Annotated in this window: 9 protein-coding genes and 1 pseudogene; 3 read left to right on the top strand and 7 right to left on the bottom strand. The window is 71.1% G+C overall.

All coding sequences use genetic code 11. From position 1 onward, the window contains the following. Window positions 1-1,066 precede the first annotated feature (1,066 nt). The gene (gene katG, locus ACFUK0_RS13190) at window positions 1,067-3,256 is read right to left on the bottom strand and encodes a catalase/peroxidase HPI (protein WP_380249345.1); all 2,190 of its coding nucleotides are present in this window, start codon (window positions 3,254-3,256) and stop codon (window positions 1,067-1,069) included. A gap of 688 nt (window positions 3,257-3,944) precedes the next feature. On the opposite strand from katG, the gene ACFUK0_RS13185 reads away from it, so the two are divergent. Next, window positions 3,945-6,746: a carbohydrate-binding protein gene (locus tag ACFUK0_RS13185; protein ID WP_380249343.1), complete on the top strand. Its 2,802-nt coding sequence runs from the start codon at window positions 3,945-3,947 to the stop codon at window positions 6,744-6,746. Window positions 6,747-7,767: 1,021 nt separating this feature from the next. On the opposite strand, the gene ACFUK0_RS13180 is transcribed toward ACFUK0_RS13185, so the two are convergent. Continuing rightward, entirely contained in the window at window positions 7,768-9,033 is a 1,266-nt protein-coding gene (locus ACFUK0_RS13180) for a ThuA domain-containing protein (protein ID WP_380249341.1), read from the bottom strand. A gap of 899 nt (window positions 9,034-9,932) precedes the next feature. Between ACFUK0_RS13180 and ACFUK0_RS13175 the strand changes: the two genes are divergently transcribed. Beyond that, entirely contained in the window at window positions 9,933-10,901 is a 969-nt protein-coding gene (locus ACFUK0_RS13175) for an SAM-dependent methyltransferase (protein ID WP_380249339.1), read from the top strand. Further along, window positions 10,820-11,285, top strand: a pseudogene (locus ACFUK0_RS13170) (alkene reductase); the annotation flags it as partial. The gene ACFUK0_RS13175 and the pseudogene ACFUK0_RS13170, both read left to right, overlap by 82 nt. 234 nt (window positions 11,286-11,519) lie before the next feature. Here the strand turns inward: ACFUK0_RS13170 and ACFUK0_RS13165 are convergent. The 5 genes from ACFUK0_RS13165 to ACFUK0_RS13145 all read right to left on the bottom strand — a co-directional run bounded on the left by ACFUK0_RS13165 (window position 11,520) and on the right by ACFUK0_RS13145 (window position 17,063). Beyond that, entirely contained in the window at window positions 11,520-12,392 is an 873-nt protein-coding gene (locus ACFUK0_RS13165; RefSeq protein WP_380249337.1) for a thioesterase II family protein, read from the bottom strand. After that, complete coding sequence (locus ACFUK0_RS13160; RefSeq protein WP_380249335.1) at window positions 12,389-13,345, bottom strand: 2-oxoacid:ferredoxin oxidoreductase subunit beta; 957 nt, start codon at window positions 13,343-13,345, stop codon at window positions 12,389-12,391. Before ACFUK0_RS13160 ends, ACFUK0_RS13165 begins: the two co-directional genes overlap by 4 nt. Beyond that, the gene (locus ACFUK0_RS13155) at window positions 13,335-15,233 is read right to left on the bottom strand and encodes a 2-oxoacid:acceptor oxidoreductase subunit alpha (protein WP_380249333.1); all 1,899 of its coding nucleotides are present in this window, start codon (window positions 15,231-15,233) and stop codon (window positions 13,335-13,337) included. The genes ACFUK0_RS13160 and ACFUK0_RS13155 overlap by 11 nt, the downstream gene beginning before the upstream one ends. A gap of 8 nt (window positions 15,234-15,241) precedes the next feature. Next, complete coding sequence (locus ACFUK0_RS13150) at window positions 15,242-15,718, bottom strand: hypothetical protein (protein WP_380249331.1); 477 nt, start codon at window positions 15,716-15,718, stop codon at window positions 15,242-15,244. A gap of 61 nt (window positions 15,719-15,779) precedes the next feature. Further along, window positions 15,780-17,063 carry a homoserine dehydrogenase gene (locus ACFUK0_RS13145; RefSeq protein WP_380249329.1) on the bottom strand — a complete coding sequence of 428 codons (1,284 nt, stop codon included), beginning with the start codon at window positions 17,061-17,063 and terminating at the stop codon, window positions 15,780-15,782. Between the last annotated feature and the right edge of the window lie 47 nt (window positions 17,064-17,110).

Below are 17,110 nucleotides of genomic sequence, written 5' to 3'. Positions count from 1 at the left end.
GCCGCTTCCGGTGCGGGGTTCGGAACGTGGAGCGACGCCCATCAGGGGCAGGCGCCACCGCAGGGCCTCGTGGGGCGCCCAGGCGGTGGCGCTCGATTTCCGGGTGAATCCGTCGAAACCGACGACGGACGGTCCGTCCGTGACCTCCTCGGCCGGTCAGGTGCCGGTGCATCGCAACTAAAACGAGTCCATGCAGCCCGTTCAACCAGGTGGGGAGGGGGAGTCGGAGGGGGAGTGCGGAATGGGCGTCGCCCGCTGTCCGTTGCCGGTGGTTCCGTCAGGGCGGCGGCTGGAGGTCGTGCGGCGTCTGGTTGCCGAGGCCACCGCGGCGCATGCCGCCCGTGACGGGGACTGGCGTGAGTTGCTGCTGGTGCGCAACGCCGCGATGGTCACACTGGCGATCACTACGGGCTCCCGTTCCGGGGAGGTATCGGCGATCGACCTGGCCGACTGGCACCGGCGCGCCGTCACCCTTCGCCGCGAACCGGCTGACCGGACCGGCGTTCCAGGAGGAACAGCCGCTGGACGACAGCACGACGGCGCTGCCGCGGATGTGGCCGGCCCGTCGCACCCGCGTCCTTGCAACCTTGGACGGGGCGACGTCCCCGCCGTGTTCGTCTCGCTGCGTCCGAACTCACGCGCGGGCGTGCTCTGGCCGGCCGGGATGCGGCTGCACCGCTACGGCGTCCGCGACGCCTGGCGCCGGATCGCACTTCGCCGGCGCACCGACGGCGACAGTGGACCTGGGTACCGACCCGCCTGGAGCAACTGCGCCGCCCCGGACCGGCCACGGTCACCCCTGCCCGTCATGGCCCGGCCGGCCCGACGAAGTCGGCCTGCGGGCTGGTGACAAGGTCTTGAAACCGCCGCCCCGTCGACCGCCGACCCGGGCCCCGCTGAAATCCCGGTGGCGGGCCGCTGTGCTCCGACGGGGCACTGCGCTGTCCGGCCTCGGGCCGGCGTCGTTGTCGCCGTTGCCGGGACGCCGAGGGGCCTGTTCGAGGTCCACGATGACGGCCTGCACGGCGGTGCCCGGTCGGCCACCGCCGTGCAGCTGCTCGGCCGCTCAGTGGAGGTCGAACCGGTCGAGGTCCATCACCTTGCTCCACGCCGCCACGAAGTCGTGGACGAACTTCCCGTCCGAGTCGTCGCAGGCGTAGACCTCGGCGAGGGCACGCAACTGGGAGTGCGATCCGAAGACCAGGTCGACGGCGGTGGCGGTCCACTTCGGCTCGCCCGTCGCCCGGTCCCGACCCTCGTAGACGTTCGCATCCGACTGCGACGCCTTCCACTCCGTGCCCATGTCGAGCACGTTGACGAAGAAGTCCGTGGTCAGTGCCTCCGGACGCTGCGTGAAGACGCCGTGCCTGGAGCCCTGGAAGCCGGTGTCCAGCACTCGCATGCCGCCGATCAGCACGGTCAGCTCGGGCGCGGTCAGCGTCAGCAGGTTCGCCCGGTCGAGCAGCAGAGTCTCCGGCGACAGCTTCTCGCCGGCCCGCAGGTAGTTGCGGAATCCGTCCGCCCGCGGTTCGAGCACGGCGAACGACTCCACGTCGGTCTGCTCCTGCGAGGCGTCCGTGCGCCCTGGTGCGAACGGGACGGTGATGGTGTGTCCGGCGTTCCGGGCGGCCCGCTCGACTGCAGCACAGCCCCCCAGGACGATCAGGTCGGCGAGCGAGACCTTGCTGCCGCCGGTCCGCGAGCCGTTGAAGTCCCGCTGGATCTCTTCGAGCCGCTGCACCGTTTCGGTTACCTCGGGCAGGTCGTTGGCCTCCCAGTCCCTCTGCGGCGCCAGCCGGATCCGTGCCCCGTTGGCCCCACCCCGCATGTCGGTGCCGCGGAAGCTCGCCGCCGCGGCCCACGCCGTGGTGACCAGCTGGGCGATGCCCAGGCCGGACCGGGTGATCCGGTCCTTGAGCGCCGCGACGTCCTCGTCGGCCAGCGGTTCGCGGCCGGCTGCGGGGACCGGGTCCTGCCACAGCTGCGGTTCGGGGACCCACGGTCCGAGGTAACGGGACAGCGGGCCCATGTCGCGGTGCAGCAGTTTGTACCAGGCCTTGGCGAACGCCTCGGCGAGCTGGTCCGGGTTCTCGTGGAAGCGCCTGCAGATCGGGGCGTAGACCGGGTCCTCCCGCAGTGCGAGGTCCGTCGTCAGCATCATCGGGGCGTGCCGCTTCGACGGGTCGTGCGCGTCCGGAACGGTGCCCTGCGCGGCGGGGTCGACGGGCTTCCACTGACGGGCCCCGGCGGGGCTGGTGGTCAGCTCCCAGTCGAACCGGAACAGGTTGTCCAGATAACCGTTGTCCCACTTCGTCGGCTCGCTGGTCCACGCTCCTTCGAGCCCGCTGGTGAGCGTGTCGGCGCCCTTGCCGCTGCCGTACGTGTTGTGCCAGCCCAGGCCCTGCTGTTCGAGGGGGGCGGCCTCGGGTTCCGGGCCGAGGTACGCCGGGTCGACGGCGCCGTGGCACTTGCCGAAGGTGTGGCCGCCGATGATGAGCGCGGCGGTCTCCTCGTCGTTCATGGCCATGCGCCCGAAGGTCTCCCGGATGTCGCGGGCGGCGGCCAGCGGGTCCGGATTGCCGTTGGGGCCCTCCGGATTCACGTAGATCAGCCCCATCTGCACGGCGCCGAAGGGGCCGGTGAGATTGCGGTCGCCGCTGTAGCGCTCGTCCCCGAGCCAGGTGTCCTCGGGACCCCAGAAGACCTCGTCGGGTTCCCAGACGTCATCGCGCCCGAAGCCGAAGCCGAAGGTCCTGAACCCCATGGACTCCATGGCGCAGTTGCCGGCGAACACGAGAAGATCGGCCCAGGAGATCTTCCGGCCGTACTTCTGCTTGACCGGCCACAGCAGCCGCCTCGCCTTGTCCAGGCTGGCGTTGTCCGGCCAGCTGTTGAGCGGCGCGAAGCGCTGGGCGCCGCTGCCGGCCCCGCCCCGACCGTCCGCGATGCGGTACGTGCCGGCGGCGTGCCAGCTCATCCGGATGAACAGCGGTCCGTAGTGGCCGTAGTCGGCGGGCCACCAGTCCTGCGACTTCGTCATCAACTCGATGACGTCCCGCTTCAGGGCGTCCACGTCGAGGGTGGCGAACTCCGCCGCGTAGTCGAAGTCCTCGCCCATCGGGTCGGATCGGGGCGAGTGCTGGTGCAGTACCTGGAGGTCCAGCTGGTTGGGCCACCAGTCCCGGTTCGTCCGGGGGCGGGTGGAGGTGGGGGCCGGGGAGGGAATTGCTGGGTTTTCGCTTTCGCTGCCGGACACGTTCGCCCCTCTCGTGCTTTGGTTTGCGTTGCTTTGTCCGCATCGTCCCGCATTGTGGAGCGTACGGCGGGAAGAACACGCGGGCTGCCGCCAGGTCACCACGCCCCCGTCGCGAGTCGACCGTGTCGACGCGGGAGGCCGGGCCTGTCCCTTTCCGGTGGGCGCGTTCCGGGGTGCTCGAAGGACTGTGCGCGGGGCGTGGTTGCGGAGCTGGTGCGGGCAGGAGCAGGTGATTCACGCATGCGTCGTGGCCCTGTCCGCCTGCCGACCGGCGTTCGGTTCGTCGGCGCCGCCGCGCTACGCCGCTGATTCCTCGGACTGCGTCCTGATCGGCACCGGGAGGATCCTGCGGTACAGACTCCTGCCTCATCAGCTTGACGGGACCCCCCAGGAGCCCGGGCGCGGCTACGAGGACTACGAATCAGGAGGGTAGGTGCCAGGTGGGTGCGCAGCCGTGCCAATTGGCGGAGCCCTTCATCGCCGACCCGAACTCCTCTCCGGAGGGCCCGGTAGCCCCTCCGTGATCACCGACTCCGTTGCGCGCCAAGCAAGTTGATTTCTTGCGTAACTCCATCAAAGCATTGCGTAGATATGTTCATCGGAATACCTTGGCTCCTGCTCGTCGCCGTCCGAGCGGCTCCGCGCCACCCGCCGAGCTGCCGCCCGCGCACGCCCCGGAAGGGAACCGATGACACCCCCACCCGCCGCGCTTTCGCGCGCCCGCACCGCGCTGATCGCCGCGGCTGTTCTCGCCGCGACCGCTACGACCGCCCTGCCCGCCGCAGCCGCACCCGCCCTCCCGGCGGCTCCCGCCGCTGCCACGCCTGCTGGTGCGACGCTGCCCTTCACCCCCCTCGAAGCCGAGGCCGCGGCGCTGGTCGGCGGCGCGAGCACCGTCGCCCTGACCGCCTCGCCGACCACCGCCTACTCCAGCGCCGCCGTCGAAGCCTCCGGCCATGCGTATGTACGCCTGGCCGCCACCGGGCAGGGCGTGCGCTGGACCAACACCACCGGCGCAGCGGTGAACGCGGTCAACGTCCGCGAGTCCATCCCCGACTCCGCGACCGGCACCGGCACCACCGCCACCCTGAACCTGTACGTCGACGGTGTGTTCCGCCAGGCGCTGAACCTCAACTCCAAGCAGAGCTGGTTCTACGAGGGTGGCGACGGACACTACAACGGCAGCAACCAGAACCCCGCCGACGGCAGCCCCCGCGACTTCTTCGACGAGTCCCGTGCCTTCGTCGCCGGCGCACCCGTCGCGCCCGGCTCCACCATCGAGCTGCGCAAGGACGCCGCGAACTCGGCCGCGTTCTACGACATCGACGTCCTGGACGCAGAGAACGTGGCGCCGCCCGCAGCGCAGCCGGCCGGATCCCTGTCGATCAGCGACTGCGGTGCCGTCGCCTCCACCACGCCGACCAACGGCGCGGCCGCGCCCGGCGCCGTCGACTCCACCGCCGCGATCCAGAACTGCATCAACCAGGCCCAGGCCACGAACCGCACCCTGTGGATCCCACCGGGCACCTTCTACCTGCGCGGCGTCGCCGGACTGAGCGCCCAGAACATCACCATCGCCGGAGCCGGCCCCTGGTACTCCACGGTCTACCGCGACGTGCCGCTGCCCAACAGCACCCCGCTGGCCGCCATGTTCAACCTCACCTCCAGCCGCGTGCAGGGCTTCCGCGTCGACTCCAACGCCCTCAGTCGCGAGATGCCCGACGGCGCGGGCGGCGCCATGGACACCACCGGCGCCAACTGGGTCGCCGACGGCATCTGGAGCCAGCACGTCCTGTCCGGCTACTGGGCCTCCGGATCGGGCGGCACCGTCCGCAACGCCCGGGTGACGGCGGTGTGGGCGGACGGCATCAACGTCAACAACGTGTCGCTGGGCGCCGACCACGGCAACGACCTCACCGTCACCAACAACTTCGTGCGCGGCACCGGAGACGACGCGCTGGCCATCAACTCGGTGAACTACAACACCGATTCGGCCGGTAACCGCACCTACTACACGCCGATGGCCCGCATCACCGTGACCCGCAACACCGCCGTCGCCCCGTGGGGCGGCAAGGGCATCGGCATCTACGGCGGCAGCGGGCACCTGGTGGAGAACAACCTCGTCGCCGACACCGCCCGCTACATCGGTCTGGGTGCGGGCCGCTTCGGCGTCAACGGCAGCGACCTCCTCGGCGCCACCGTCCGCGGCAACACCGTGATCCGCTCCGGCGGCAACGGCTACAGCCAGGGCCAGCCCGCCCTCCACGTCGGCAACGGCGGGGACGGCCAGAACGTCGGCATCGTCGACAACGTCACCGTGACCGGCAACACCGTCATCAGCTCCCTCTACGACGGGGTCGGCTTCTCCGCCTCCACCAACACGCTCGTGCAGGACAACACCGTCACCGCGCCCGGCCGCAACGGCTTCGCCATCGCCCCGCCGTTCTACCCCGCCGCCACCGGCTCGGCGACCCTGACCGGCAACACCGTCACCGGTCTCAGCGCCCCCGGTGCCGCAGCCTTCGTCAACAACTCCCCCGCGTTCACCGTCACGGCCGCCAACAACAGCTGGAACGGCGGCCCCACCACACCGCAAGGCCCCTACGGCGGCGCCCCCGCCCAGGTGCCCGGCACCATCCAGGCCGAGAACTACGACACCGGCGGCCCCGGAGCCGGCTACTTCGTCAATACCGTCAACGGCACCGGCAACACCTATCGCGCCGACGGCGTCGACCTGGAAGCCACCACCGATACCGGCGGCGGCTACAACCTCGGCTGGACCTCGAACGGCCAGTGGCAGCGCTACACCGTCGACGTCGCCGCCCCCGGAACGTACATCGCCACTTTCCGCTACGCCGCCCCCGCGGCCACCACAGGTGCCCTGCACCTGTCCAACGCCGCCGGCGCCAGTCTCACCGGGCCGGTGAACCTGCCCGCCACCGGCGGCTGGCAGACCTGGGGCGAGGCCACCGCCCAGCTCACCCTGCCTGCCGGACGCCAGACGATCACCCTCGCCCAGGACGCCGGCGGATGGAACCTCAACCACCTGCGCCTGGCCTCCTCCGGCACCACCACCCCGTCCGGGGACCTCGCCGCCGCCCGCCCCGCCACCGCCTCCTCCCACTACGACGTCTACAGTCCGGCCAACCTCACCGACGCCGACCGCAACACCTACTGGGAGAGCGTCGGCGCCTTCCCGCAGTGGATCCAGACCGACCTCGGCACCGCCCAGCAGGTCGCCCGCATCGTCCTGCGCCTGCCCACCGGCTGGGGCACCCGCACTCAGACGATCACCCTGACCGGCTCCACCGACGGCACCACCTTCACCACCCTCAAGGCCCAGGCCGCCTACACCTTCGACCCCGCCACCGACAACACCGTCACCCTCACCTTCCCCGCCACCACCGTCCGCCACCTGCGCGTGAACATCAGCGCCAACACCGGTTGGCCCGCCGCCCAACTCTCACAGCTCCAGGCCTACAACCAGTAGCGGCACCCAGACACCCCGGCGGCCCCACCCGGGCCGCCGGGGTGTCTGGCTTCGGGCGTGTGATCGTCGAGTTGGAGTGGTACGACGGACCGCGCGTCGGCTGCCACGGCAGGGAGCCGCAGCCACGTGTGACCGCGTCCGGCGAACGACCTCGCCGCGTCGGAGCGTTCAACGCCGGCGAGCAACCGCAGGGCAACCCCGGTAGTCGGCTTCAGCCACGCTCCGGCCTGGCGTCGTCGCCGGCCCAGGCCGGCGGAAGCCGGAGCGGAAGGACCGTCCCGTGGGGACGGGGATCCGGAGAGGAGGCGGCCCGGTGCAGGGCCAGGACGGGACGGCACACTGACGCCTGCACCGAGGCGCTCTGAAGACGGTTCGTCAGGGGGCGGCGCAGGATGGCCTGCCGATGACGGCTGCCTGCGCGATGACCGTCCTGACGCGGACCTCCTCGGCGGCTCCTGGACGGCGCCGAGGAGGACCGGCGGGTGCCCGGCCAGAGCCTCGTCGAGTTCGTCGAGCCCCGTAGAACCGAGGTCATCGCCGCGCAGCGCCCGCTTAGCCACGTCGTCCGCCCGCCCGGGGCAGGCCCGGCCGCGGTACACCGACGTACGCGCCCCGGCCCAGGATCGGTACACCCGCGATGTCCCACCTGCGGGCGGCGCCCACGGGGAGCAGCGCGACGCACGTCGTCCCACTGCCCATGCGAGGACACCCCGTCGAGCATGGACGCCAGGTACCGATCGACCGTCTGCAGTTCGCTCGTCCCTCGCGGTGCTCCGGTCCAGGTGCAGGTAGCCGATCTCCCCCCGGCTTGTTGGCCTTCTGGATTGGCCCGTCCTGGCGCTGTACCGCGTGGGACCTCTCGGCCTGCTGGGCCGCGCCGGAATGGGCTCGTCGGCTGCGCCTGGCGGGTGGAGCGGGTGGAGCGGGTGGCGTAGGAGGGGGGGCGGTCCACGGGGCCGGTGCGGTGCACCGGTCGGAGGTCCCACTGCTCATCCGACCGGTGCACCGCGGCTCGGGGGTATCAGCTGGGGGTGGTCCACAGCTGGTTGGCGGCCGCGTAGCAGGTCCAGATCTGCAGCCGGGTGCCGTTGGCCGAACTGGGCCCGGCGGCATCCAGGCACTTGCCGGACGCGGGATTGACCAGCTGACCGTTGGACTGGTGCTGCCACACCTGTGCACCGGATCCGTTGCAGTCGTAGAGCTGCACCTTGCTGCCGTCCGCGGTCCCCGCCGCGGTCACGTCCATGCACTTGCCCAGCGCCTTCACCGTGCCGTCGGTGCCGACGGTCCACTGCTGGGCACCGGTGCCGTTGCAGTCGTACAGCTGCACCGCCGCACCGTTGGTGGAACTCGCACCCGCCACGTCCACGCACTTGCCGCCGTACCCGGTGATCCGTCCGGTGGCGCCGCCGGGGGGCGGGGTGACGGGGCCGCTCTGGCCGGCGGCCCACGCGATCTCCTGGAGGAGGAGCTGGTTCTGCTGGGCGCTGGCGAACGTCGACGACAGGGCGGTGTTCGTCGTGTAGTTCATCGCGTTGTGGCCGAAGTTGTTGTACACCATGTGGAAGTTGCGATTGGTCCAGGTGATCGGGTAGTAGCCGCTGTACCAGGTCTGGTTGGGGTCCGTGCCGATCGGGAACGTCGAGGGGTCCATCGAGGCCAGGACGTCGATCGCGGGGTTGTTGCGCAGGTCGTTCTGCCAGCTGTACCACTCGCTGACCGACGAGGTGATGGTAGCGGGGAGCCCCGCTGTGGCCGGGTGGTTCCGGTCGTCGATGCGCAGCGTCTCCTGCGTCGGGCCCCAGGTGTTGGTCTGGAAGGTTCCGGTGCCGAGGAACGTGTTGTGGTACCAGGGCCAGTCGCTGCTGTCGGTGTTGAACGCCGAGACGTGGAACCCGACGAAGCCGCCGCCGTTGGTCACGTAACTCTGGAACGCCGAGCGCTGGGCGGCGGTCTGCGGATAGTTGTCGAGGAACATCACCACCTGGTACTTGGCCAGGTTGGCGGTGTTGAGCTGGCTCCAGTCGGTGGTGGCGGTGTAGGTGAAGCCGTGGGTGGCGCCCTGCTGCGGGAACCAGGAGTTGGCCTCGCGGTCGAAGCTGATGTGCGCGGCGTCGTACGTGCCGTCGTAGAAGGCGAGCACCTTGAACGGCGTGGCGGCCCGGGCATGGTGCGCCGGCGCCGCCTGCAGTCCCAGCACGACGGCGCTCAGGGCGAGGAGCCGGAGCAGCAGCGTGCCCGTCCGGCGTATGGTCCGCCGGGGTGTCCTCGGGTGGGGTCTGGTCATGGCAGTGTCCTTTCCTCGGGTCGGACAGCGGTCGAAGGGGGCGGTGCATCCGGTGCTGCTCGGGGCGCGGACCGGGCGCGCCCCGCGTGGCGTCGCGGCCGGCCGCTCCGTCCCGCCCAGTGCCTCGTGGTTGCCGGGCCGGGCAGGCCGCAGGGTTGACGGTCCGCCGTGCAGCCTGCGGGTCGGCAGCCGAAGACCGGCTCGCCGCCGGGAACTTCGGTGGCGAGCAGACCGGAGTCTGCGCGTGTGCACGACACCACGTCAATGCTTTTGACAGGAAACCTTCCTGACAGTCAGTCTTGTCAAGGCTTTGACGCACTGCGGAGCGTTTGCGACCTGGGCCTTCACAAGTCGCACGAAAAGTTCGCCAGTTTCCGCTACCAGGCTTGGCTTCCCTGCAGAGGTTGAATCCCCGGCGGCGAGTCGGTGGGAGTGCGACCCCCAGGGGCCCGCCGCCGAGGAGGGCGGCGGTCAGTTCCTCAGGGCGCCGGCACCGGTTCGGCGGGCGGCGAACTCGCGGCGCGAGTGACACCGAGCTGCCGGCCGCCCTCGACGAGGCCGAGCCGGTCGTCCCGGCGACCGAATGGCCCCGTACCGGCAGGCTGACCCGGCGGCCCTGGTGGGCCATCCCGTCAACCCACTGCTGGTCGACTACCGCACCAACCTGAACCCCGAACCCTGGCACGCGGCCGGTTGGACTGCCCGCCGGCTCGGACCCCCCGGCAAGTAGCGGCAGGTCATGGAGCCTCTGGGGGCCGGCAGCCGCTTCGAGGCCGGCATCAAGGCCGCCCAGAGGCCGGGAGCGGAGAAGGCCGGCGGTCACACGAACGGGTGAGCCGTGTGCGTCTCGGGCATTCGCTGCCAGAGGATTCCCCGTCTCAGGTCTAGAGTCCGTTGGCGTGTCACAGACGATCTCCGACGAGTCCGTTCCCCCGTACATCGACCCGACGCGGCCGAGCATCGCCAGGGTGTACGACGCCTTCCTGGGCGGCACCGACCACTACGAGGTGGACCGTGATGTGGTTCGAGGGGTGCTGAAGGCCGCCCCCGAAGCCGTGGACCTCGCGGTCGAGAACCGCGCCTTCCTGATCCGCACCTGCCGGTACCTGGCCGCCCAGGGCAAAATCACCCAGTTCCTGGACTGCGGCTCGGGCCTGCCCACCGCCGAGAACACCCACACCGTGGTGCAGCGCGCCAACCCGCAGGCACGGGTCGTCTACGTGGACAACGACCCGATGGTGCTGGCCCACAGCCGCGCCCTGCTGGAGGGCGACGAGCGGACCGCCGTCGTCGCCGGGGACATCTTCGACCCCGAGGCCCTGCTGCGGGACAGGACCGTACGGACCGCACTGGACTGGGACAGACCGATCGCGCTGCTTCAGCTGGGCACGCTGCACCACTACAACGGCGAGGGCGTACGCACCCGCCAGGACATGATGCGCGCCTACATCGACGCGCTGCCGTCCGGCTCGTACGTGGCGATCAGCCACTTCCTGGACCCGGAGGACGAACACAGCGGGACCGCCCGGAAGATGGAGGACATGTTCCTGCACAGCATGATGGGCAGTGGCGTCTTCTCCACCCACGACGAGCTGGCACGGCTCTTCAACGGCCTGGAGCTGCTTGCTCCCGGCCTCGTCCGGTGCTGCGACTGGCGGCCCGACGACCCCCGGCCGAAGCCGCTGACCGCCGGCCGGCGCTGGAAGTCGCCGACGGGCGCCCCGCCGGCGAAGACCACTGGTACCGCAGCGGAGCACGGCGCCGGCGCCGCATTGTCCACGGGCTTCGCGTCGGCGTGCGGATCGCACCCGGGATCACCGTCAACGGCATCCAGGAAGGGGACACCGAGGAGATCCATCCCGCGCTGATCACCGCCCTGGCCGATACCGGACTCGCCTACCTGCACGTGGTCTTCGCCGATCCGGACCAGCCCCCCCTTCCAGGAGATCCGAAAGACCTGGACGGGCATGCTGATCGCCAACCCGGTCCTCGGCTGGGGACAGCCCCTGCCCGCCGACGGCGGAAAGCGTGAAGGCGAGCGACTCCTCGCGGCAGGAGCCGACCTGGTCTCGCTGGGCCGCTCCTTCCTCGCCAACCCCGACCTGGTCGAACGACTGCGCATCGGTGCGCCGGTCAACCAGGTCAGGGACGAAGGCCTGATGTACACGGGCGGCGAGACCGGCTGCACCGACTGTCCGGCACTGGCCCCAGCTGGGCACCGAACTGCGATTCCCGAGCCCGTTGGACTGTGAAGCCACAACTCCTCCTGGCACGCCGCCAGGCGGTGTACGGCGCCGGGGCCGCGCTGCTGCACCGCGCTCAGGGAACTGCGGAGGTGCATGCGGACCTGAGCATCGACAACCTGCTGCGCCTGCTCCGCGACGTCTCCTCGGTGGCTTTCCCCGGCGAGACACCGCACAACAGGATGTCCCGCCCGGTGGGTGGGCCGGGCGGGACGGGTGTGCGTTTTCAGGTGCGGCGGTCGGTCAGGCGGCGGTGGGGGTGGTTCGTAGGGCGGTGCGGAGCAGGGCGGTGATGGCGTCTGCGTGGTCTTCCAGGAAGAAGTGGCCGCCCTCGAACAGGTGGAGGGCGATCTCCCGGGCGGACCAGTCCTGCCAGGCGGCGCCTTGGGCTCGGGAGACCCGTGGGTCGCGGGTGCCCACCAGGACGCTCACCGGGCAGTGGACCCGGCTGCCCGGTACCGGGCGGTAGGACTCGACGGCCCGGTAGTCGGTGCGGACCAGCTCCAGGGTGTACCGCAGCAGCTCCCGGTCCTCGGTGATCAGCGGGCCGACGGCGCCGAACGCCTGCAGTTCCGCGAGTAGTTCGGCGTCGCCGAGCTCGTGCACGGTGTGCGGGCGGCCCAGGCCGATGCCCGGGGCGGTGCGGCTGGAGACGATCAGCGCGGTCGGAGTCACACCCAGGCGTTCGAGGCGCAGGGCGGTCTCGAAGGCGATGCTCGCCCCCATGCTGTGGCCGAACAGGGCGAGCGGCTCGTCCAGGTGCGGTTCGAGGGCTTGCACCACGAGGTCGGCGAGCCGGTGGATGTCGGTGACCGCCGGTTCGTGGAAGCGGTCCTGGCGGCCGGGGTACTGGACGGCCACCACCGGGAGGTCGGGGGCGAGCGCCTGTGAGAGGAAGCGGAAGGCCGACGCGGATCCGCCGGCGTGCGGTAGGGCGACCAGCCGGGTGCCGCCGCCTGTCGTGCTGGTGAAGCTCCGTAGCCAGCTCGGGGTCGGAGTTGGAGTCGGAGCCGGGGCCGGGGCCGACCCCCGGGCAGGGGCAGGGGCAGGGGCAGGGGCAGGGGCAGGGGCAGCGGCAGCGGCAGGGGTCGCGGCCTCGGTGAGGACGGGTGTCACAGGGCCCTCCCGGCGGGCTGCGGCACGGTCCAGGAGTCCTGGCCGGCGAGCAGGGTGGCCAGGTCGCCTTCGCCGTGGCGCCGGACGGCTTCGTCCACTTGCGCGTTGAGCTGCCGGTCGTAGGCAGGGCGCTCGATGTCGCGCAGTACACCGATCGGGGTGGGGGTGGAGAGCCGGGAGAGGGCGAAGGCGCGGGTGGGGTCGGGGTCGGTGACGTCGTGGACGGTCTCCTCGCCGTCCGGGGTGAGCCGGTACGGCTGCCCGTGTTCGAGGCGGAGCAGGGCGGTGTCGCGGGTGGCCGGGTCCTTGAGGGTCTCGAAGGCGCCGTCGTTGAAGATGTTGCAGTTCTGGTAGATCTCCACCAGGGCGGTGCCCTCGTGCTGCGCCGCGGCCCGGAGTACGGACTGCAGGTGCTGGCGGTCGGAGTCGATGGTGCGGGCGACGAAGCTCGCCTCCGCGCCGATGGCCAGCGACAGCGGGCGGAAGGGTTCGTCCAGTGAGCCCATCGGGGTGGACTTGGTGATCTTCCCGGCTTCGCTGGTCGGGGAGTACTGGCCCTTGGTGAGGCCGTAGATCCGGTTGTTGAACAGCAGGATCTTCAGGTTGACGTTGCGCCGCAGCGCGTGGATCAGGTGGTTGCCGCCGATCGACAGGGCGTCGCCGTCACCGGTGACCACCCAGACCGAGAGGTCGGGGCGGGCGGCGGCGAGGCCGGTGGCGATGGCCGGGGCTCGGCCGTGGATGGAGTGCATCCCGTAGGTGTTGAGGTAGTAGGGGAAGCGGGAAGAGCAGCCGATGCCGGAGACGAAGACCATGTTCTCCCGTGCGATGCCCAGTTCCGGGAGGAAGGACTGGACGGCGGCGAGGATCGCGTAGTCCCCGCAGCCGGGGCACCAGCGCACCTCCTGGTCGGACTTGAAGTCCCTTGCCGTGAGCTGCAGTTCAGTGGGCATCGGTGGGCTCCAGGCCGATCTCGGACTCGATGGCGGCGGCCAGCTGGTCGGCCTTGAACGGCATGCCGGAGACCTGGGTGAACGATCGGGTGTCGACCAGGTACTTGGCGCGCAGCAGCAGGGCGAGTTGGCCGAGGTTCATCTCGGGGACGAGCACCCGGTGGTAGCGGCGCAGGACGGCGCCGAGGTTGGCGGGGAAGGGGTTGAGGTGGCGCAGGTGGGCCTGGGCGACCTTGCCCCCGCCGGCGCGTACCTGGCGTACTGCGGCGGCGATCGGGCCGTAGGTGGATCCCCAGCCGAGGACCAGGACGCGGGCGTCGCCGTCCGGGTCGTCGACGTCCAGGCTGGGGACGGAGATGTTGTCGATCTTGGCCTGCCGGGTGCGGACCATGAAGTCGTGGTTGGCCGGGTCGTAGGAGATGTTGCCGGAGCCGTCCTGCTTCTCGATGCCGCCGATCCGGTGTTCGAGGCCGGGCGTGCCGGGCACCGCCCAGGGGCGGGCGAGGGTGGCGGGGTCGCGCTGGTAGGGCCAGAAGGTGCCGTCGGGCCGGTTCGGCTCGGTGGCGAACTCAACGCGAAGGTCGGGGAGTTCGTCGAGCTCGGGGATCCGCCAGGGTTCGGAGCCGTTGGCCAGGTAGCCGTCCGAGAGCAGGAAGACGGGGGTGCGGTAGGCGAGGGCGATCCGGGCTGCCTCGACGGCCATGGTGAAGCATTCGCTGGGGGTGGCGGGGGCGACGATCGGTACCGGGGCCTCGCCGTTGCGGCCGAACATGGCCTGCAGCAGGTCGGCCTGCTCGGTCTTGGTGGGCAGGCCGGTGGACGGGCCGCCGCGCTGGACGTCGACGATCAGCAGCGGGAGTTCGACCGAGACGGCGAGACCGATGGTCTCGGACTTGAGCGCCACGCCGGGGCCGGAGGTGGTGGTGACGCCGAGGGCGCCGCCGAACGCCGCCCCCAGGGCGGCGCCGATGCCGGCGATCTCGTCCTCGGCCTGGAAGGTGCGTACCCCGAAGTTCTTGTGCTTGGACAGCTCGTGCAGGATGTCGGAGGCCGGGGTGATCGGGTACGAGCCGAGGAACAGCGGCAGTTCGGAGCAGCGGGCGGCGGCGACCAGGCCCAGGGAGAGGGCCAGGTTGCCGGAGATGTTGCGGTAGCGGCCCGGCCGGAACGCCTTGGCCGCCGGGGCGACCTGGTAGGAGACGGCGAAGGACTCGGTGGTCTCGCCGTAGTTCCAACCGGCGCGGAACGCCGTGATGTTGGCCTCGGCGATGTCGGGCTTCCCGGCGAACTTCCGGCGCAGGAAGGTCTCGGTGCCGTGGGTGGGCCGGTGGTACATCCAGGACAGCAGGCCGAGGGCGAACATGTTCTTCGCCCGCTCGGCGTCCTTGCGGGCCAGGCCGCTGTCCTTCAGCGCCCCCACCGTCAGATGGGTGAGGGCCACCGGGTGGACGCGGTAGGCGGTGAGCGTCCCGTCGTCGAGCGGGTCGGTGGTGTAGCCGACCTTGGCCAGCGCGCGCTTGGTGAACTCGTCGGTGTTCACGATGATCTCGGCGCCGCGCGGCAGATCGGACAGGTTGGCCTTGAGCGCGGCCGGGTTCATCGCGACCAGCACGTTCGGCGCGTCGCCGGGCGTGAGGATGTCGTGGTCGGCGAAGTGGAGCTGGAAGGAGGAGACGCCGGGCAGGGTGCCGGCGGGGGCGCGGATCTCAGCGGGGAAGTTCGGCAGTGTGGAGAGGTCGTTGCCGAACGCCGCCGTCTCGGAGGTGAAGCGGTCACCGGTGAGCTGCATGCCGTCGCCCGAGTCGCCGGCGAAGCGGATGATCACCCGGTCCAGCGACCTGACGGGCTTGGCGGCCGGCTCGGACCGCACGGGACTCTCGACGATCATGGCAGTCCTTAGACGAAGACGAGTTGGGTGGCGGCGTCCCAGGACGACAGCGGGACGTAGCAGTAGCGGGCGCTGGCGGTCGAGATCAGCGGGACGCTCTCCTGATCGGCGAGCAGCACCGAGTGGCAGGCCGCCAGCACTTCGGACCCGACCACCCGCCGGTCGACGCAGCCGGCGTACAGGCTGCCCGCGGTGAGCGCGAAGTCGGCGGTCGGCTGGCGGATCTCGATCCCGGGGCGGTCGAGGAGATCGCGCAGGGCGTCGGTCCCGTCGTCCGGGTGGTCGAGCCGGCACTCGTTGTCCCAGCAGGTGCGCATGCTGGAGCTGACCGAGAACGCGGCCATCGGGACGGTCAGGTGCAGGTCGCCGGTGCGCACCTGCTTGCGGAGCTCGACCGCGGCCGGCGAGTGGCCGGACGCGAGCTGGTACAGGGCTCCTGAATCGACTACGGCGTGCCGGGTCTCGGTCGCCGACGTTCGGTCCATCGCTACCACCTGTTCTCCAAGCGATTCGTGATCGGTGGGGACGTGCGCGCGCCGGGCCGGCTCAGCGGCTCTCGACGCGCATCGTGCTGGTGACCGCCCGGACCTGGCTCAGCCCCGCGACCGCCTCGACGGTCGCGGCCAGGGCGGCGTCCGTGGCCCGGTGCGTGACCACGGTGAGGGAGGTGCCTGTCGACCCGCGGTGTTGGCGGACGGTGTCCACCGAGACGCCGTGCTCCGCGAAGACCGCGGCCACCGCGGCGAGCACACCGGGGCGTTCCTCGACGTCCAGCTCGATGTGCCGGCTGGTGACCACCTCGCCCATCGGCCGGACCGGGAGCTCCCGGTAGACGGCGTCGCCCGAGCCGGCCGTCCCGGCGAGCCGGTTGCGGCAGGCGCCGACCAGGTCGCCGAGGACGGAGCTGGCGGTGGGGGCGCCGCCCGCACCGGGCCCGTAGAACATCAGCCGGCCGGCCGCGTCCGCCTCCACGAGGACGGCGTTGTAGGCGCCGCGGACCGAGGCCAGCGGGTGCTCGCGGGGGATCATCGCCGGGTGGACCCGGACGGTGACGGACTCGCCGTCCGGGTGGCGCTCGCAGATGGCCAGCAGTTTGACCACGCTGCCCATGGCCCGGGCGCCGGCCATGTCCGCGGCGGTCACGCCGGTGATGCCCTCGACGAAGACCTGGTCCGTGGTGACCCGGGTGTTGAAGGCCAGGCCGGCCAGGATCGTGGCCTTCGCCGCGGCGTCGTGGCCCTCCACGTCGGCCGTCGGGTCGGCCTCCGCGTAGCCGAGCGTGGTGGCCTCCTTGAGCGCCGCCTCGTACTCCTCGCCGGTGGAGTCCATCTTGTCGAGGATGAAGTTGGTGGTGCCGTTGACGATCCCGATCACCCGGTTCACCCGGTCGCCGGCCAGCGACTCCCGCAGCGGCCGGAGCAGCGGGATCGCCCCGCCCACGGCGGCCTCGTAGAAGAGGTCGGTGCCGGCTTCCCGGGCGGCCCGGTGGAGTTCGGCGCCCTGGGCGGCGATCAGCGCCTTGTTGGCGCTGACCACCGAGGCACCGTGCCCGATCGCGCTGCGGATCAGCGCGCCCGCGGTCTCGATGCCGCCGATGGCCTCTACCACGACGTCCAGGTCGCCCCGGGCCACCAGGGCGGCGGCGTCGGTGCTGACCAGGTCCTCGGGTACGCCGGGGCGGAGCCGGTCGGGCCGCCGGACGGCGATGCCGACCAGTTCCACCCGGGCCCCGATCCGGGCCGTCAGGTCGTCCTGGTGGAGCGCGAGATGACGCGCCACCTCGGCGCCTACGACGCCGCATCCGAGGAGAGCTACTTTGAGTGTGCGCACCTTTCCGACCCCGTTCTGCTGTGGAAGTTGGGTTGTCGCAGCCGTTG

Source organism: Kitasatospora sp. NPDC057223 (assembly GCF_042669755.1).
Taxonomy (GTDB): domain Bacteria; phylum Actinomycetota; class Actinomycetes; order Streptomycetales; family Streptomycetaceae; genus Kitasatospora.
Note: the sequence above shows the minus strand (reverse complement) of the source record. Positions and strands in the feature narration are given on the sequence as shown.